The sequence below is a fragment of the Alishewanella sp. HH-ZS genome (genome assembly GCF_001704375.1).
GTDB lineage: Bacteria > Pseudomonadota > Gammaproteobacteria > Enterobacterales > Alteromonadaceae > Alishewanella > Alishewanella aestuarii.
Genome location: NZ_LZEJ01000007.1, coordinates 34992 through 54182 on the forward strand (window position 1 = coordinate 34992; position 19191 = coordinate 54182).

General features: G+C 53.9%; 13 protein-coding genes. 7 read left to right on the forward strand and 6 right to left on the reverse strand.

All coding sequences use genetic code 11. The annotated features are described in order from the left end of the window. Positions 1-59: 59 nt before the first annotated feature. The 3 genes from A9165_RS04215 to trxB are packed head-to-tail and all read right to left on the reverse strand — an operon-like array spanning position 60 to position 2504. Entirely contained in the window at positions 60-782 is a 723-nt protein-coding gene (locus tag A9165_RS04215; RefSeq protein WP_065955017.1) for an arginyltransferase, read from the reverse strand. After that, positions 775-1497 (reverse strand): leucyl/phenylalanyl-tRNA--protein transferase, encoded by a 723-nt coding sequence (gene aat, locus A9165_RS04220; protein ID WP_065955018.1) that lies wholly within the window; start codon positions 1495-1497, stop codon positions 775-777. The genes A9165_RS04215 and aat overlap by 8 nt, the downstream gene beginning before the upstream one ends. Before the next feature lie 50 nt (positions 1498-1547). Beyond that, positions 1548-2504, reverse strand: coding sequence for a thioredoxin-disulfide reductase (gene trxB / locus A9165_RS04225; RefSeq protein WP_065955019.1), 957 nt, complete (start codon positions 2502-2504; stop codon positions 1548-1550). A gap of 178 nt (positions 2505-2682) precedes the next feature. Here trxB and A9165_RS04230 point away from each other — a divergent pair, with 178 nt between their 5' ends. Genes A9165_RS04230 through A9165_RS04240 form a run of 3 tightly spaced genes read left to right on the forward strand, consistent with a single transcriptional unit; the run spans position 2683 to position 5503 of the window. Next, complete coding sequence (locus A9165_RS04230; protein WP_065955020.1) at positions 2683-3933, forward strand: glycosyltransferase; 1251 nt, start codon at positions 2683-2685, stop codon at positions 3931-3933. Beyond that, on the forward strand, positions 3930-4688 hold the full coding sequence (locus A9165_RS04235; protein WP_065955021.1) for a Nif3-like dinuclear metal center hexameric protein: 759 nt from the start codon (positions 3930-3932) through the stop codon (positions 4686-4688). The genes A9165_RS04230 and A9165_RS04235 overlap by 4 nt, the downstream gene beginning before the upstream one ends. 35 nt (positions 4689-4723) lie before the next feature. Continuing rightward, positions 4724-5503, forward strand: a complete 780-nt coding sequence (locus A9165_RS04240) for a methyltransferase (protein WP_065955022.1) — start codon at positions 4724-4726, stop codon at positions 5501-5503. A gap of 51 nt (positions 5504-5554) precedes the next feature. On the opposite strand, the gene A9165_RS04245 is transcribed toward A9165_RS04240, so the two are convergent. Together A9165_RS04245 and A9165_RS04250 are read right to left on the reverse strand one after the other, a co-directional pair. Then, positions 5555-9340 (reverse strand): translocation/assembly module TamB domain-containing protein, encoded by a 3786-nt coding sequence (locus A9165_RS04245; RefSeq protein ID WP_065955023.1) that lies wholly within the window; start codon positions 9338-9340, stop codon positions 5555-5557. Continuing rightward, positions 9337-11037: an autotransporter assembly complex family protein gene (locus A9165_RS04250; protein ID WP_065955024.1), complete on the reverse strand. Its 1701-nt coding sequence runs from the start codon at positions 11035-11037 to the stop codon at positions 9337-9339. The genes A9165_RS04245 and A9165_RS04250 overlap by 4 nt, the downstream gene beginning before the upstream one ends. Before the next feature lie 280 nt (positions 11038-11317). Between A9165_RS04250 and A9165_RS04255 the strand changes: the two genes are divergently transcribed. After that, positions 11318-12436: a beta-ketoacyl-ACP synthase III gene (locus A9165_RS04255; RefSeq protein ID WP_065955025.1), complete on the forward strand. Its 1119-nt coding sequence runs from the start codon at positions 11318-11320 to the stop codon at positions 12434-12436. Positions 12437-12483: 47 nt separating this feature from the next. Here A9165_RS04255 and A9165_RS04260 read toward each other — a convergent pair whose 3' ends face one another. Further along, on the reverse strand, positions 12484-12792 hold the full coding sequence (locus tag A9165_RS04260; RefSeq protein ID WP_065955026.1) for an isoamylase early set domain-containing protein: 309 nt from the start codon (positions 12790-12792) through the stop codon (positions 12484-12486). 398 nt (positions 12793-13190) lie between these two features. Between A9165_RS04260 and A9165_RS04265 the strand changes: the two genes are divergently transcribed. From A9165_RS04265 to A9165_RS04275, 3 genes are read left to right on the forward strand one after another with little or no spacing between them, the layout of a single operon-like run. Continuing rightward, positions 13191-14387 (forward strand): efflux RND transporter periplasmic adaptor subunit, encoded by a 1197-nt coding sequence (locus A9165_RS04265; RefSeq protein WP_065955027.1) that lies wholly within the window; start codon positions 13191-13193, stop codon positions 14385-14387. A gap of 2 nt (positions 14388-14389) precedes the next feature. Further along, positions 14390-17554 carry an efflux RND transporter permease subunit gene (locus A9165_RS04270; RefSeq protein ID WP_065955028.1) on the forward strand — a complete coding sequence of 1055 codons (3165 nt, stop codon included), beginning with the start codon at positions 14390-14392 and terminating at the stop codon, positions 17552-17554. Positions 17555-17583: 29 nt separating this feature from the next. Continuing rightward, on the forward strand, positions 17584-19185 hold the full coding sequence (locus A9165_RS04275) for an L-lactate permease (RefSeq protein ID WP_083216219.1): 1602 nt from the start codon (positions 17584-17586) through the stop codon (positions 19183-19185). Positions 19186-19191: the final 6 nt, after the last annotated feature.

Below are 19191 nucleotides of genomic sequence, written 5' to 3' on the forward strand. Positions count from 1 at the left end.
AGAAAAACAGCGCAGATTGTGCCGAAAAGCCACCGATAAGTAAAGCAGCAAGCGCTTTTTTAAGCAAATGAGTGCCAGCTGCCATCGAAATAGCGCTGATGCGGCAGAAATTCCTGCTTATAGGCCATTTTGCGACAGCCATCGACCTGATAGCCGAGGTAGACATAGTCCAGCTGCTGCTGTGCCGCCAGTTGTAGCAGATACAGGATGGCCAACTTACCGGGGGAGAAAGCCTCTGCCTGCCGGGCAAAAAAGGTGTACACCGCTGAATAAGCACCGGCGAGTTCATCTACCACCATCACGGCCTGCAACACCCCGGCTTGATACAGCTGTAGCAAGCTGATCGGCTGCCATTTACTGTTTAGCAGGGAGTCCAGTTGCTCCTGCGTTGCCGGATGCATCACCCCATCCGGATGCTTAAAAGCAATATAGTCGGCAAATAAGGCAAATAATTGTTGTCGCTCAGCCACTGAATCGGGCACCTTGCTGAGCTGATACTGCCAGCCGCTGCGCGCGGCTTTGTTGAGCAGACGACGCTGGCTGCTGCTTGGCATAAAATCTGGCAGCGGGATCCTGAGTGATTGGCAGGCGTGACAACTGGGGCAATGTGGCCGGTACAGTTGATCACCGCTGCGGCGGAAATTATGTTTGATCAGCAACTGATATAAACTGGCGTCCATTGGCTGTGGACTGAGCAATACCGCCAGTTGCTCCTGTTGCGAACTCAGGTAGCTACAGGCGGCAGGCGGGGTCAGGCCAAACTGCAAGCTCTGCTCAGTCATGCCCAGGCTCCAGTAGCAGCGGCTGGCTTCGCCAATGCTCTGCCGGTGCAGGTGTCTTGGTTAAGGTTGCAATCAGCGGCAGGTAGTCGCGCCGGGACAGGGTAGTGGCGCCAAGTTTCAGTAAGAACGGGTTAGGTAACTGACAGTCAATCCAGCCGGGTGCATAGCGCTGCAAATGCTGTTGCAGCGCTATCAATGCAAACTTAGCGCCATTATCAATGCGGTTAAACATCGATTCACCGCAAAACAGCTGACCCAGCTGCACGCCATATAAGCCACCGACCAGTTTCTCACCTTGCCAGACCTCGACACTATGCGCCAAACCTTGTTGGTGCAGCGCCAGATAGGCTTGCTGCATCGGTGGCAGGATCCAGGTTTGCGCCTGACTGGGCCGGGGCTCGGCACACTTACCGATCACCTCTGCAAACGCCTGATTTAGCGTGATGCTTAATGCATCACGGCGTAATTGCTTACGCAAGGTACGGTTCAAGCTAAGCGTATCGGGCGCAAAGACGGCGCGGATAGCAGGGCTCCACCAGAGTAGGGGATCGCCTTCAGAAAACCACGGAAAGATACCGCTTTGATAGGCGAGCTGCAGGCGTGCCACCGAGAGATCACCGCCCATAGCCAGCAAGCCATCGGGCTCCCGCAGCGCCTGTTGCACGGGCGGGAACCAGAGTTCATCTGCTAATAGCTCCGGCAGATAGATAGGCATCAGACAGGGCGCGGGCAAGCTGAAGCCGCATGTTGCGGCTTCATACGCTGTTATTTACCCAGGGCGTCCAGATAGCGCTCGGCATCCAGCGCTGCCATACAACCGGAGCCGGCTGAGGTAATGGCCTGACGGTAGATATGGTCGGCCACATCACCGGCAGCGAACACCCCGGCAATGCTGGTTTGTGTCGCGTTACCTTCGGTGCCGCTTTGCACTTTCAAATAACCACCATTCATTTCCAGTTGACCGGCAAAAATATCGGTATTGGGTTTGTGGCCGATGGCGATAAAAACGCCTTGCAGTGCCAGCTCTTTTGCCGCTTCGCCTTGAGTCGACTTTAACCGCACACCGGTCACGCCCATCTCATCACCCAGCACTTCATCCAGCTCGCGGTGGGTATGCAGGATAATATTGCCACTGGCAACTTTAGCCATTAAGCGGTCAATCAGAATTTTCTCCGCTTTAAAGCTGTCACGACGGTGCACCAGATGCACTTCGGCCGCGATATTGGATAAGTACAGCGCTTCTTCCACCGCAGTATTACCACCACCGACTACCGCGACTTTCTGATTGCGGTAGAAGAAACCGTCACAGGTGGCACAAGCTGACACACCACGGCCGCTATAAGCCTGTTCTGATGGTAAGCCCAGATATTTGGCGGAAGCGCCGGTGGCGATAATCAGCGCATCACAGCTGTACTGGCCGTTGTCGCCAGTCAGGATAAAGGGCCGCTGTTGCAGGTTAACGGTATGGATATGGTCAAACACGATTTCGGTATTAAAGGTTTCAGCATGCTCACGCATCCGATCCATCAGCGCCGGGCCAGTTAAACCGTGTGCATCACCGGGCCAGTTTTCGACTTCGGTGGTGGTGGTCAGCTGACCGCCTTGCTGCATCCCGGTTACCAGTACCGGTTGTAAGTTGGCGCGGGCCGCGTAAACGGCGGCAGTGTAACCGGCAGGGCCAGAGCCCAGAATAAGCAGTTTGCTGTGTTTAACCTCTGACATCAGAGCACTCCATTGGAAAATAATGCAAAAAAAGATAGCGGGATTCTACGGAAAGCCAGCACAAAGCGAAACCCCGTTGTCGGGAAATGGCGACGGTATAACTGTAAATAAAGGCGCACGCGCAAGGATTTTTCAAAACAAAGCCAGTAGAATATTGTGCCTCAATGATGGAGTCTTTATGCCTTTATTAGTAGTTATCGGCTATGTCTGGCCTGAGCCGGCGTCTTCCGCGGCGGGCAGCCGGATGCTGAGTTTAATTCAGCTGTTTCAGGCGCAAGGCTGGCAGGTTTGCTTTGCCAGCGCGGCTGAGCCCGGGCCGCATCGGGTGGATTTACCGGCCATTGGTGTGACGGAACAGCGCATTGCCCTGAATTGCGATAGCTTTGACCAGTGGCTGAAAGACGTGAACCCGCAGGCGGTGTTATTTGACCGTTTTATGCTGGAAGAACAGTTTGGCTGGCGGGTCGCGGCAAGTTGTCCGGATGCCCTGCGCCTACTGGATATGGAAGACTTACATGCGCTGCGTCAGGCAAGGCACGACGCCGTTAAAGCCGGGGACGCGCTGGTGGCGAAAGAGGTGGCGGCGGAGCGGCTAAATAACGAGCTGGCGCTGCGGGAAATTGCCGCCATCTATCGCTGTGATCTGACACTGGTGATTTCTGATTATGAGATGCAGCTGCTGCAGCAACATTACCGGGTGCCATCTGAGCTGCTCTGTTACTGCCCGTTCTGGCATGCGGCCAGGGTGCCGGCCGTGCCGACTTTTGCTGAGCGCGCGCACTTTATCAGTATCGGCAATTTTCGCCACGCCCCGAACTGGCAGGCGGTACTCTGGCTGAAACAAAAACTCTGGCCGCAGATCCGTAAGGCTTTACCGCAGGCCGAGTTACATATTTACGGTGCCTATCCGCCGCCTAAAGCCACGGCATTGCATAATGCCCGCGACGGATTTTTGGTGAAAGGCTGGGCTGCGGACGCGGTAGCGGTGATGCAACAGGCTCGGCTTTGTCTGGCACCGCTGCAATTTGGCGCCGGGTTAAAAGGCAAATTGCTCGAAGCGATGCAATGCGGCACTCCCAGTGTTACCACCTCGATTGGCGCCGAGGGCATGCAGGCTGGCGCAGGCTGGGGCGGCGCTATTGCCGATACTGCAGAGGCGTTTTGTCAGGCCGCCGTGACCTTATATCAGGATGAAACGCCCTGGCTGGCAGCACAGCAGCAGGGCTATCAGATCCTGCAGCAGCGCTTTGGCGCTGAGCAGGCAAGCCGGGTTTGGCGACAATTAGCACCTTTGCTCACTGCCAGTGCTGAGCAAACCGCTGCGCGGCGGCAACGCAATTTTACCGGTCTGATGTTACAATCACACGCTTATCGCAGCAGCCATTATATGGGGCTGTGGATCACCGCAAAAAACAGGGTTTCAACATGATTACACGGCAGCAACTCGTCGCTTTTATTGATGAAAAACTCGGCAGTGCCCGCATTAAAGATTATTGCCCGAATGGCTTACAGGTAGAAGGGCGCGACACGATCCGTACGGTAGTGACCGGCGTGACCGCCAGTCAGGCCCTGCTGGAGCAGGCGGTGGCGCTCAACGCCGATGCGGTGCTGGTACACCATGGCTATTTCTGGAAAAACGAAGCGATGCCGGTGGTGGGGATGAAAAAGCAGCGCCTGGCCACCTTGCTGAAACACGATATCAATTTACTGGCCTATCATTTGCCACTGGATGTGCATCCACAGCTGGGTAATAACGCTCAACTTGGCAAAATACTGGGGATCACGGCGCCGCAGCCGGTGTTAACGGCTGAACCTGCCGGCGTACTGCAAATGGGGCAGTTACCCGCGCCAGCAAAGCTCACACAGCTTGCGGCATCGCTTAGCCAGCAGCTAGAGCGTGAGGTTTTGCTCGAAGATGCCGGTATTGGTGAGATCCGCACTGTAGCCTGGTGTACCGGTGGCGGCCAGGGCTATATTGAACAAGCGGCGGCGGCCGGGGCGCAGTTATTTGTCACCGGCGAAGTGTCGGAGCAAACCATTCATGTCGCGCGCGAGCTGGGGATCCATTTTATCGCTGCCGGCCATCATGCCACTGAGCGCTATGGTATTAAGGCGCTGGGCGAATACCTGACGGCAGAACTTGGCCTCAGCGTCCACTTTATCGATATTCCCAATCCGGCTTAAAGCCGGCCTAACCAGATGCTTTAGCAAACGCCACTATGATGCAATCTAAGCCATTAAAAGATCGTAATTTTGATAACCTGGCCAGCCGCTTTGCCAGCAATATTTACCAGACTACCAAGGGTAAAATTCGCCAGGCCGTATTGCTGCGAGATTTGCTGGAATTACCCGAGCTCGCTACGCCGACCGCCATTCTCGATGTTGGCGGCGGCCAGGGTCAGCTGGCGCTAAAACTAGCAGCGCTGGGGCATCAACTGCATCTGACTGATATTTCGGCCGAAATGCTGCAGCTGGCGGCAGAGGAGGCAAAGCATCAGGGGCTGAGCGCGCAGTTACAGATCAGTCAGAGTCCACTGCAAGACTTACCGCAACGACTGGGCGGGCAACGTTACCCTTTGGTGCTGTGTCATGCGGTGCTGGAATGGTTAGCCGAGCCAGAAGCCGCGATAAGCCAGTTACGGCAACTGGTGCAGCCGGGTGGCCTAGTGTCGCTGATGTTCTATAACCAGGATGCACATCGCTTTAGTAATATCATTTACGGTAACTTTGCCTATGTACAGGCCGGGTTAAAAGCAAAAAAACCGGTACGGCTGAATCCGCAGCAACCGTTAGCGCCCCAGCAGGTATTGCAGTGGTGTCAGCAGGCGGGCTTTGTGCTGCTGGGGAAAACCGGGGTGCGCTGTTTTCATGATTATTTACGCGATCGCAGTCAACAGCAAAGTCACTATGCTGAGTTAGAAGCGCTTGAGCTGCAGTATAACCGGCAGGAGCCTTATGCTTCGCTTGGCCGTTATATCCATTTGCTGTTAAGAGCCTGAACGGCTTAGAAAGAACGGCTGCCGATCGGCAGCCGCAACGCAGATGACACCTTAATCGAATTCAAATTTGTATAACAAGTCGACCGCATTATCCAGACCCGATACAGCTTCCAGATACAGATTACGCAGCAGGCGGTAACGCAGCGTAAACTGACCAATTGGCTGAAAGATACCAATGCCGTATTTTAGCTGCAGATCCCGGGTTAGATAGCCACTTACCGTCACCTGCGAATTATCGCCGGCACCTTCGGTGTCCAGCATTAAATCACTAACGCCAAAGGCTTCACCGATTTCGCCAACCAGCTTGCCGCTGGAGGAAATACTCATACCAATCAGGCTGGTGGTAACACTGTTGGCGTTAAAGCCCGATTCGCTGTCCAGATCCTTGCCCATAATCAGGTATGACAGCGCATTGGCCTGGGGTTTCGCCGGTTCGGAGAAGATGGCGACCACCGGCTCATCAGCCGGGCCTGTGACCCGGATACCGGCAATGACATCATCTTCCATATTGGCTGGATTGCGAATGGCCTCAACGTTTAAAAACGGCTGATCGGCCGGGCCATTAAAGGTCAGTTTGCCCTGACGGATCAGCAAATCCTGGCCGTAAGCCCGGAAGGTACCATCAACCAGTGAGACTTCCCCGCGCACACTGGGGTTGAACTGCTGTTGCTGCACCCGCAGCTCACCTGCTAAGCGGCTTTTTAAGCCGAAGGCCTCCAGCCTGACTTGTTGCCCTAAGCGCACGCGGATATCGGTTTCTAATGTAAATTGACGGTTTTGCTCCTCAGTGATCGGTTGCAGGCGCCGGTCCAGCAGCACATGATCGCTGGATATACCGATGGCATTTTGCGGTAAAGTATTGACACTGATCCTTGCACGGGGCACCTGTAGGGTGCCGGTGAGCCGACTGCGACCCGGCTCGGCATTTAACAGCAGATTAGGTTGCACAAACAGCTCTGCTTGCGGGATTTGTAGTCGCAGCGGATCGCCACTGATCCCGAGGTTAGCTTGCCAGGCGTCAAGATCGCGCCAATCGGCAAAGCCTGCCAGGTCAATTTTGCCTTCAGGCGTGCGTACCAGGCCGTTTAACTCAGCGCGTTCACCGCGAAAGCTGACCACTAGGTCCGCCTGTTCGATATCAGTTGGCGCCAGTTTACCCCGTACTTTTAAGCCATCAAGGCGCAGCTCGCCACGCAGCTGCGGGTTGTCCAGACTGCCATCCAGACTTAACTGGCTGGACAGGGCACCGGCCAGTTCACTGTATTCATCAAGCAAGGGTTTTAAAAAATCCAGAGTCAGACTGGTGAGTGAAAGTTCGGCGCGCAGGGGTTTTTCGGCTTGATCCAATTCCGTAACTAAGGCTTGCGCTGTCAATTGGCCGCTATCAGCTAATTGTAACGTCAGCTTACTGCGTAACTGGTGGGCCGCCATTTCAGCGCTCAGTTCCAGATCGCGCCAGGGCAGGGTCACTGGTACGTCAAATTGTTGCAGCAACTGACCACTGACGCTTTGTAAACCAAAAGTCAGTTGCGGCGCCTGCCCGTGCCGCCAGTTTACATCGAGCTGAGCGGCAAGCTCACCATTAATGCTACTTTGTAGCGGTAACAGACTATTCAGATTTTCCAGCGGGTAGTCGCTTAGCGCCAGTTTCGCCTGCACCTGCGTAGCCGATAGCGTGGCTGTTTCGCTCAGGCAGAGTCTGGCATCTAATTGCGCCCAGCAATGTTCTGCCAGCGTCAGCTGTTGCGCCGGCAGATCTGCCTTAATAGCGAGTGGCTCGACGAGTTGCCAGTCACCTAACTGGCTGGCCAGTAACAACTCGGTTAGCTGCCCCTGCCAAAGCTGGCGTTGGCTTAGCGAGCCTGCCGCCTGCAGATTAACCGCCAGCCCTTCAGCTTTAAGCTGTGCCTTTAGCTGATGCGCATCTTCATCACCCGCTAAGCTTAGCTGTAATTCTTGTAAGCGTTGCTGTTGCCAGCGCGCTTGCGACAGCTGCAGCGTCAGGCTGGTGCGCAATTTATCTGCCAAATCAGTAGTGGCGGTGAGTGATGCCTGGCGTAGCCGGGCATCCTGATATGCCAGTCGCTCTGCGTTTAGCTGCAGTGTGACTTTTGGCGTCAGCATCGGGCCTGTTACGGCAATACTGCCTTGCAGTGCGCCGCGCAGCTCTGGGTAAGATAAGGCTGCATCCGGTACTGACAATTCAGCCTGCAGCTCCCAGTCTTGCTGCAATTGGCCATAGAGCCGTAACTGGTTATGGCCATGACTTAACAGCAGATCCGGGCTGTTAAACTGCCAGTCGCTAAAATCCGCATTGCTGTTCAAAGTCAAAGAGCCTGCCAGCAGCAGCGGCAGTTGCCGCAGTTCGCCTTGCATCGCCAGCTGTGGCAGTTGCAGTGCTAGACCGCTGTTTGGGTCCAGTTTACCCGCGACTTGCAATTGACCACTTAATTGTCCTTGATAATCCGGCCAGAAGGCACCGGGTTTAATGCCGTCCATCGCCAGCTGCAATTGCCAGTTCAGGGCCGGCTCTAAGTTAAGCTCGCCTCTGGCCTGCACCTGGCCATCAAGAGTAGTGAGCTGCAGCTCGCGGATAGCAGCACGTTGTTGCCAGTTAAACCAGCTGGCATCCAGACGCAGTCCGGCATCGGGGAGCCCCGTGGCTCGCAGCTCTGTGGCAAGGCTTAATTGCAGCTCGGTCAGATTGCCGTTTAGCTCCAGCGCCAGAGCGGAAAGCTGATAGTCCGGTTGCTCAAGCGGCCAGCGTAATTCCTGGGCTTGCAGTGCCAGTTGCAGCGGTAAGTCGGCACTGAGCAGTGCCAGTCGTCCTTGTAATGCCAGGTTAAGTGGCCCGCTAGCGTTGAACTCAGCAATCAGCTCGGCCAGCGAGCCGCGCAGTTGTCCCTGCAGACGCTGCCCGGCCAGGGCGGTGTCTTGCAGCAGGGCATCGAACTGCGCAGATAATGGAAAGTCTGTTGCTAAATCAAAATTGGCACTAAGCTGAGCTTGTAGCTGTGGATGCGTCAGTTGTAAATCAAGCAGGCGCACTTGCCGTGGCGTTAGCTGCGCACTAAAGGTCAGCAGCGGCAAGCTAAAGAGCTGCTCGCCTTGCTGCAGCTGACTGCGACTAAGCTGAAAATCATCAATAAAAATCGATAGCGGTAAGCTAAAGGGGATAAGCTCTGGTGCTGGGTAGGCGGTCAGCGGTTCGGCGTCACCGCTACTTTCTGCAAGTGTGATAGCCAAACCGTCCAGCCGGCCTTGCTGTAACTGTAGTCGGTTACCCCAGGCGTTCAGGCCAATACTAAAGTGCTGCCAGGCCAGTTGCTGCTCTGGCAAGTGAAGTTGTAGCCGTTCAATCAGCAGCCGGTCAATTTTTAACGGGATCGGAAACGCCAGGCCGGCCAGCCGTCGTGGCGCATTAGCCTCCGAAAGCGTTGTCGGTTCGCCTTGGCTGTCAAGTGCGGGGTCAGCTCCAGCAGTTGCCGCCTGTGCCGATACCTGCTCAGGGTGCCGATTGGTTATGCTGACGCCGCTTAGCGCCAGCTCGGGAATACAGAGCCGGAACTGGATCAGGCAGCGTTTTTGTAGCCGCAGTTGTAGCTGCTCCAGGCTAAGGTCCAGCTCAGGGCTTTGATAACTTAGCTGCTTGAGGGTTACGCCGCCAAGCCAGCTGCCGGAAGCCTGGGCAACCTTAAGTTCTGGCACGGCTTTTTCTGTCAGGTACAGGCTAAATCGTAAGCCGGACTGACTGAACAGCAACCAGCAGAGTAATAGTAACAATGCCCAGAGCGGCCAGAAAATGCCGCGGTCAAGCCAGGTTAGCAGGCGCTTCATAGCTCAGGTCCCAAAGAGAAATGCAGCTGGAAGGGTTTGCCTTCTGCATCCAAACCCCAGGCAAAATCGATTCGCACGGCACCTATAGGTGAGCCCCAACGGACGCCGAGGCCCACGCCTTTTTTCCAATCCGGTGTCTTGGTCCAGGCACTGCCATAGTCAGCAAAGGTTGCCAGCCACCAGTTACCGGTTACTCTATATTGATATTCCAGCGAGGCGGTTGCCATATAGCGGCCACCAATCAACTCACCGTCCTGGTTGCGGGGGGAAACAGACTCATAGGCATAGCCGCGCAGATTATTATCGCCCCCGGCAAAAAAGCGCAGTGACGGCGGCAAATTATCAACCGCTTCCATCAGCACCGCACCACCATCTAACCGGCTAACCAGACGATGCCGGTCGCCAAAGCTGTCGATATAACCAGCGCGACCGCGTAAGCGGACAAAGCTGGCGGCAGAGCCCCAACTCTGATCGGATACTTCGATCCCCAGTAGTAGACGATCCGCCCGGGTCGGCATGCCACTGCCGGTTTGCCGGCTGCGGGAAAAGCTGATCCCCGGCATAATTAAACTGCTGTTATCTTTCTGATCTGCCTGGGTATAGTCTTCATAGAGCCAGCGGATACTGGCGGTACGGTACCAATCATTGCGCAGCAGCCAGTGCCGCTCCAGTGCCAGATTCGATTCAATAGAGCGGGTGTCCTGATAATCGCGGTTACGCAGGCCATATTGCAACTGCCAGAAGTCAGTAGCAACGCTTTCCAGCGGCAGCCGGTAAGCGGCTTCAATACTTTGTTCCGCCTGCGACAGCGCCAGTTTGCTGTTCAGGCTGTGGCCGCGATCATTTAACCAGGGTTTTAGCCAGTTTAGTTTAATGCGGGCGCCGACGTCGTCAGAGTAGCCAATACCGGTTTCGATACTGTTGCGTTTACGCGGCGCGAGTTCAACATCAATTGGCAGCAGCCGCTGGTCGATGGCCTCGGTACTGGCCGTAACCAGGATAGAGGAGAACCAGTTGGTGTTAGCCAGTGCCTGGTTCAGTTCACCGAGTTGGGTTGCCAAATAGGGCGCGTCAGGCTGAAAAGGCACCAGTGAGGTCAGGCGCTCGGGGGCAATTTGCGAGCCGCTAAAGCGCACTTCGCCAAAGCGGTACCGCTGGCCGCTATCAAAATGTAAACGCACAAAGGCCTGACGCCGGGGTGGCGATACTTCCAGCCGCTGCAGGCTAAAACGGGCATCAAAATAGCCGCGACGCTGCGCCAGACTATTCAGGGCACTTTTAAAACTGTCATAACGACCATGGTGCACCACCTGGCCGACCTGTGGCGCCTGGCGTAACAGATGCTGAAACTCGGGATCCGTGGCCGCATCGCCCAGCACTTGAATATCGGTCTCGGTGATCCGAATTGGCTCGCCGGGTGTGACCTGAATTAATAAGCGGCTGCCATTGTTTCGGGTACTTTGCAGCGTAATGGTAATCTCGCTATGGTAGTAGCCAAGCGCCTGCATCGCTTGCGCAATATCTTGCTCCAGCCGGGCCTGAAAGCGCAGCGAGGTCGAAATCTCACCCGCTGTGTAGCGGTCGAGGAATAACTTAACGTTATCCTCCAACTCACCTGACAGACCTGTCAGACGCAGGGTGGTTTGCGCCAGTACAGCAGGGCTTAGCAGTAGCAAGGTTAATAACAAATAGCGCATTAAAATCCTGTTAAGATGCAGTCAATACCGGACAACTTGCTGGCGGCGGTATCGGTCAACTCAACTCAAAGTGTACCTTAAGCCTGAACGCAGTACAGTAAAACTGAGTCCAACTGCGGGAAATTTCGCCAGTTAAAGCGCGGTGTCTTGAAAGGATCACCTCTGACCAGCATTTCAGTTATACTGAGTGCCAAAAGTGCAAAAGGTTCACGCCGCGCGACGCTCGCGGCCAGTGTGTAACCTGATAGTAGATAAATAACGGCGCAGACAAGGTGAAAGTATGCAGCAGGTGGTGATTAGCGGCTCTGGGTTATTTACCCCCCAACACAGTATTAGCAATGACGAGTTGGTCGCAAGTTTTAATCAATATGTTGATCAATTTAACGCCGAACACGCGGCACAGATTGCCGCTGGTGAACTGGAAGCGCTGGAGTATTCCAGCAGCGAATTTATCGAAAAAGCCTCCGGTATTAAAGCCCGGCACGTACTGTATAAGGATGGCATTCTTGACCCCGAGGTGATGCACCCGGTATTTCGCAAACGCGGCGAAGATGAACTGCCAGAAATGGTCGAAATGGCGTTGCAGGCGGCAACTCAGGCGCTGGCGCAAGCCAATAAAACACCGGCCGATATTGATTTAATTATCTGTGCTGCTTCGAATATGCAGCGGCCTTATCCGGCGCTGTCCGTCGAGTTACAACAGGCGCTGGGCGCTGGCGGTTATGCCTTTGATATGAACGTAGCCTGCTCTTCGGCGACTTTTGCGATCAGTAATGCCGTTAATGCCATCCGTGGCGGTACGGCTAAAGTGGTGCTGGTGGTCAATCCTGAATTTGCTTCACCGCAGGTGGATTACCGCAGCCGCGACAGTCACTTTATTTTTGGTGATGTCTGTACTGCAACCATTATTGAAGCCGAAAGTAGCTGTACCAGTCGCCAGGCATTTCGCATTCTGGGTATGCGTTTAAAAACCACCTTCTCCAATAATATCCGCTGCGATATTGGCTATACCGAGCATTGCTTTAGCGAGCAAGATCCGAAGGCCCCGTTTTTTAAACAGCAGGGGCGTAAAGTGTTTAAAGAGCTGTTGCCTATAGTGGCTGAGGTGATTCTGGATGAAATGGCTGCACAACAGGTTACTGCTGACGATTTAAAACGTTTATGGCTGCATCAGGCCAATATCAATATGAATATCTTTGCAGCCAAAAAGATTCTTGGCCGCGATCCGTTGCCGGAAGAGGCACCACTGGTGCTGGATACCTATGCTAATACAGCGTCGGCAGGCTCGATTATTGCGTTTCATAAATATCAGCAGGGGCTACAAAGTGGCGACAAAGCGATTCTTTGCTCCTTTGGTGCCGGCTATTCGGTAGGCTGCTTAGTACTGGAAAAGTGTTAAGACATTGCGCTTGAGGTTAGCGGGAGAAAGGGGCCTGGCCCCTTTTTTCAGAGCCGGATCACCGAATTTTCGTCGTATGATACCCGCGATGGCAGATAGGCGTCAGCCTCCTCGTCGTTGAGCCAGGTACCACCATCAACCAGATAGCGGAATTGGTACTCACTATTTACCGGCAAGGTCAAAGTGGCACTGAATTCGCCACTTTTGCTTTTCTTCATCGGCAAGGCTGCCGGATCCCAGTCGTTAAATTCCCCCAGTAAAGCAACCTGTGTCGCGGCTGGTAGCCTGTCGGCAGTCAGTTTAAAGGTCACTTTGCAAGCGGGCTTAGTCTTTAAATACTGCTTACTGATGCTCATTGCTCACTCCTGTTGCTTTGGCATAACCGGTAACGTACCAGTTACCGTTTAAAGCTAACCTAAAGTGGGAACTTTGCCAATGCCTAAAAAGTAAGCATTCGATTGCAGTCATGCCCCATATCCGCCACCAGCATCTGGATAACTTTGTAACAAAATATATTTCTGTTAATTGTGCTGGGCGTGCCGTTTTAGTCTCTGATAAGTCATTAAAGCTTTGCCAGACCAGTAGTGGCGGGCGCTGCATAATCTGCCACTAAGTGATTGCCGTATTAAAAGTTTGGCAGGCGTGGTAGTTATGATTGGCTTGAAATAAAAATTAACATTCATGCTACTGCAGCATTTTTCACAACGGGTAAAATTGGTAGCAGTAAAACTATAATTAGCGGGACATCGAGTTCATGGCAACAAAATTTATCAAAGTTGGATTACCGGTCATTATTCTGATCAGTGCAGTGGGATTAGCCATAGGTTTGGGTGCAATGCGAAAACCTCCGGCTAAGGTCGTTGAGCAACGACTGCCATTACTGGTCAATACCATTGAATTGGCACCTCAGGATCTTACCTACCGCATTGCCTCGCAAGGCACAGTATCACCCAAGTTAGAAACCACGCTGATCTCTGAAGTCAATGGTCGGATTATCCGGGTGGCTGAGAGTTTTGTTGCCGGCGGTTTCTTTAAAAAAGGGGATTTGTTAGTCCAGGTTGAACCGGCAGATTATCTGACCGCGGTGAAAGCGGCAGAAGCGGCACTGGCCGGCGCAAAAGCCCAACTGGAAGAAGAGCGGGCGCGGGCGCGGGTAGCGGAAACCGAATGGCGTTCTTTTACCGAAGGTAAAGCTCCGGCTCTGGGTTTACGTCAGCCACAGCTGGCCAGCGCACTCGCCAACGTGCAGTCAAAAGAAGCCGAGCTGGAGCGGGCGCAGCGAGACTTGGCGCGTACCGAAATTCGTGCACCCTACGACGGGATGGTACGTAGCCGGATGGCCAATCTGGGCCAGTTTATCAGCCGCGGTAGCCAGCTTGGCAGCATCCTCGGTACTGAAGTCGCGGAGGTACGCTTGGCCTTATCCGATACCGATTTTGGATTCTTACCACAGCAACAGGGACAGGTGCAGCAGGTGCCGGTAGTGTTAAGCGCGACGATAGCTGGCCAGTCTTTGCAATGGCAGGCCAATATAGTTCGCACTGAGGGGGTGTTGGATGAACGTAGCCGGGTAATTTATGCCGTGGCGGAAATCCAGGATCCCTATCAGCGCGAAGGCACTGGCGTACCGCTGCAGTTTGGCCGTTTTGTACAGGCCCAAATCAGCGGTATCGCAGCGACTCAGGTGACCAAGGTACCGAGGCATCTGTTACGCCCAGGCAATCAGTTATTGGTAGTTGATGCCGAGCAACAACTGCAATTTCGCCAGGTGCAACTTAGCCGCGCCGATGCTGACTTTGCTTATATCGGCAGTGGCTTTGAAGCGGCTGATCGGCTGGTCGTTTCACCTGTTACCAACCCGCTGGCCGGGACCCAGGTACGGCTGACCGAACAGCAACCATTAGCTGAGACGGTCGCAAATGCCTCTGCAGTGCAGCAGGAGGCGCAATAAGTATGGATACTAATAAAGGTATCATCGCCTGGTTCGCTCGCAATAGCGTGGCGGCCAATCTGTTAATGATCGTGCTGCTGTTGGCGGGTTTGGGCTCAGTCTTAACCATTAAAAAGCAAACTTTCCCGGAAATTGAAACCGAGGTGGTGACGATACGGGTGCCCTATCTGGGCGCTGCACCACAGGAAGTAGAATCCGGAGTTATTGATAAAATTGAAGAAAGTATTCGCAGTGTTAACGGCATTAAGCGGGTGCGCTCAACTGCTGTAGAAGGGCTGGCAACGGTCAATGTTGAAATCACATCCGGCTACAATATCAGCGAAGTGATGGAAGAGATTAAAACCCAGGTTAACTCCATCTCTACCTTACCTGAGCAAACTGAACGGCCTGTGGTATACCGGGTGCGCTTTCAGAGTAATGTGATGTGGCTATCTCTTTATGGTGAAGCCACTGAGGCCACATTAAAAGAACTGGCGAAAAGTATTCGTGATGAGATTAAAAAGCTGCCGGGTGTCAGTAAGGTTGATGTGGTAGCCGCGCGCAATTACGAAATCTCAATTGAAATCCCGGAACACCGGCTGCGTGAGTATGGCCTGACCTTCGACCAGGTGGTCAGTGCGGTGCGTGGCAGTTCAGTCGATTTACCCGGTGGCGCTATCCGCTCGGAAAGCGGCAATATTTTGCTGCGAACCAAGGGCCAGGCTTATTATGAAGATGATTTTGCCAGTATCCCTTTAGTGCGCAATGCTGATGGTACCCGTTTGTTGCTGGGCGATATCGCTACCGTTACCGACGGCTTTATCGAGCGGGCGCGGCTGGCGACCTTTAATGGTCAGAACAGTGTATCGATCCGGATTGATGCGGTGGGGGAAGATGATACTTTGCGCATTGCCGGCACAGTAAAAAGCTATATTGAGAAAAAACGCCAGGAATTACCGGCAACCATTACACTCGATTACTGGGGGGACTCTAGCTATTACCTGCAAGGCCGTCTGGACTTGATGACCAGTAACCTGATTTATGGCGTTATTCTGGTACTGCTGGCGTTAACGCTGTTTCTGGAGTTCCGGGTGGCGTTCTGGGTGATGGTGGGTATCCCGATCTGTTTTCTCGGTGCCCTGGCGTTGCTGCCGCTGTCGTTTTTTAATGTCTCGATCAATATGATCAGCCTATTCGGCTTTATCCTGGTACTTGGGATAGTGGTCGATGACGCCATTATTATCGGCGAAAGCGCCTATAGTGAAATTGAAAAACGCGGTAAATCAACGGATGCGGTCATTGCTGGTGCTAAAAAAGTGGCAATGCCGGCGACTTTCGGCGTGTTAACCACCATTGCCGCCTTTGTGCCGATGCTAATGGTTGGGGGAGCGCAATCCGCGATCTGGGGCTCGATTGCCTGGGTAGTAGTGCTCTGTCTGGCGTTTTCTATTGTTGAATCCAAATTGATCCTGCCGGCGCATATCGCCAATATGAATACCAAACCATGGGATCCAAACCGTCGTGGTGTTTATGCCTTAGGACGATTCGGCAGTAATACTCTTAAGCGGGTGCGCGGCGCTGTTTCGCGGGTACTGTTTAGCTTTATTGAAAACCGTTACCGGCCCTTTATCGAGAGATGTATTGAGTTTCGCTATGTTACCATGGCGGTATTTTTTGCCATGTTGATTGTGATGTTTGGCGTGATGTCAGCAGGTTTTGTGCGTTGGGTGTTCTTCCCAAATGTGCCAAGCGACTTTATGCAGGCTAGCGTACAGATGGAAGAAGGCGCCTCCAATGAAGCAACGGTACTGGCAATCCAGGAAATCGAAGCCGCGTTGATGCGTGTCGATCAGCAGCTACTGGCCTCGGGTGAGGATATGGTTGTGAAACACCGGCTGGTGTTTTTAAACAGTGATACTGCCGGTCAGCTGGTGATTGAACTGGATAAAAGCGAGGGCCGTGAAATTGACGCCTTCGAGATCGCCCGCTTATGGCGTGAGCAAATTCCGGAGATCCCGGGTTTAAAAACCTTCCGCATTAATAATTCGACCATGGGAAGCGGTTCGGATATCGCGCTGCAATTACGTGGCCGCGACCTGGTGCAGTTGCAAGCCGCAACAGAAGAGCTAAAGGCGGCGCTGGCGGGTTACGAGGGCGTATTTGATATCGAAGATAACCTGCGTGGTGGCAATGATGAAATTGTGCTGGCGTTAAAACCTGAAGCAGATCTGTTGGGGCTTACCTTAGCTGATTTGGCGCGGCAGGTCAGAAATGGGTTTTATGGTGCCGAAGCACAGCGCGTGCAACGCGGCGGTGAAGAAGTAAAAGTCATGGTGCGCTACCCGCGGGAAGAACGCCGTTCCTTGGGTGACTTGGAGAATATGCGGATCCGCACGGCCAATGGTGGTGAGGTGCCGTTTTCACAGGTAGCCAGCTATACCTTGCAACCAAGCTTTAGCGCCATTAACCGGGTTAATGGTGAGCGGGCAGTGACCATTACCGCGGCGGCAGACAAGAGTCTGGTGGAGCCTGGCAAGGTGGTGTCTGAAGTGCGTCGCGGCATCCTGAAAGAACTGGAGCAAAAATATCCCGGCGTCAGTGGCCAGTTGGATGGGGCCAGCCAGGATGAAATGGATGCCCAGCGTGATCTAATGAAGGCTGCTGTCTTTGCGCTGTTCTGTATCTACGCCTTAATGGCGATCCCGCTGAAATCCTACTCCCAGCCGCTGATTATTATGAGCGTGATCCCCTTTGGTCTGATCGGGGCGGTGATTGGCCATATGCTGCTGGGCTTATCGATGAGCATTATGTCGGTGTTCGGCTTAGTGGCACTGGCAGGGGTGGTGGTAAACGACAGTCTGATTATGGTGGACTTTGTGAACCGCGCCCGGGCACAGGGGGTGGCGATTAAGCAAGCCGTGGTCGAGGCGGGAACACAGCGCTTTAGGGCTATTCTGCTGACTTCATTAACGACCTTCGTAGGTTTGGCACCGATAGTACTGGAGCGCAGTTTACAGGCGAAAATCGTGATCCCGATGGCAGTGTCGCTGGCATTCGGTATCCTGTTTGCAACCGTAATTACCCTGGTCTTGATCCCGGCACTTTATGTTATGCTGGAGGATGTAAAAAGACTGTTCCGTGGTAAGAAAGCCATAACGGCGACCTCCGAGCAGGGCTTCTCTAAATAACATCTGCAACTAGCATAAGCGGAGGTTGAGTGACCTTGCTGCAACTGCTGACAGCGGCAATGCCGCTGTTCAGCGTTTTTATCCTACTGGTTTTATTGCGCCTGCCAGCCCGGCAGGCGATGCCATTGAGTTTACTGTTATCCGCGTTATTAGCCCTGCTGGTATGGCAGGTACCGCTATTACACTTAACGGCCGCCACCCTGGAAGGCCTGGTGATCGCTGCCACTATTCTGTGGATTATCTTCGGTGCTTTGGTGTTGTTAAAGGTCTTGCTGTTATCCGGCGCCATGGCGGTGATTAAACAAGGCTTTGCCCGGCTTTCTGCCGACAAAAGAGTACAGCTGTTGATTATCGGTTGGCTCTTTGTTGGCTTTCTGGAAGGCGCGGCCGGTTTTGGTACCCCGGCGGCGATCGTGGCGCCCTTGTTGGTGGCGCTGGGTTTTACTCCACTTTCTGCTGTTGTGCTGGCACTGGTCGCGGATTCAGCGGCGGTGTCCTTTGGTGCTGTCGGTACTCCGGTGTTGGTCGGGCTGGCACAAGGCGTACCGGGGATCAGCGCGGTAGAGCTGCAACAAACGGCACTGCTGGCAATCAGTATCGATATCTTTGTCGCCAGTTTTTTACCTTTGCTGATGGTGCTGCTATACAGCCGCTATTTTAGTACTCAGGCTAACTGGCGTTATGGCCTGGCTGCCACGCCCTTTGCGTTATTCGCCGGCTTTGCCTTTACCTTACCGGCCTGGCTGGTCACCTGGTTGCTTGGTCCGGAGTTTCCCTCTGTCCTGGGTGCGCTATTGGGGCTGGCGCTAACCGCGACGGCAGCAAGGCGGGGCTGGTTAGTGCCAAAACCGGTGACAGCCGACAACAATCCGCCAGCTACAGAGCACACGCCTGAGATTACAGCGCAAAGCGCCCGGATCCCGCTTTGGCAAGCCTGGTTGCCCTATGCGCTGGTGGCCACATTATTGGTGTTAACCCGGGTGCCGGAACTGCCCTTTAGAGCGATGTTGCAAGGGCTAAATTGGCAATGGCAGCAGATCTTAGGCTCTGAACTCAGTGTTACTGTGGCGCCGCTGTATTTACCGGGTACGGTATTCCTGCTCACGGCCTTGCTGGCACTGTGGCTGTTTAAGGCTAAGTTAAGTGTGTTGCAGCAGGCGTTAACCCAGAGTAGTAAGATGCTGTTACCTTCCTGTATTGCGCTCGGTGCGGCGGTGCCGATGGTACGGATTTTCTTGCACTCCGATCTTAACAGCGCCGGTTTACCGGCGATGCCGTTGGCACTGGCTGAACTGGCGGCGGCACACCTGGCAGACTATTGGCTGGGTCTTGCGGCCATTGTTGGTGCCTTGGGCTCCTTTATTGCTGGCTCCGCTACCTTCTCTAACCTGATGTTTGGCAGCTTTCAGCAGCAGATGGCGCTGCAGGCGGAACTGCCGCAGTCTCTGGTACTGGCGCTACAAATGCTTGGCGCCAACGCCGGCAATATGATTTGTGTGGTTAATGTGGTGGCGGCGGCCAGCGTAGTGAATTTACATGGCCGCGAGGGGGAGATTATCCGTTATACACTGTGGCCGATGCTGTTTTATTGCAGCGGGGCGGCACTGGTGGCGTACTGGTTTTTCAGCTAAGCTGAA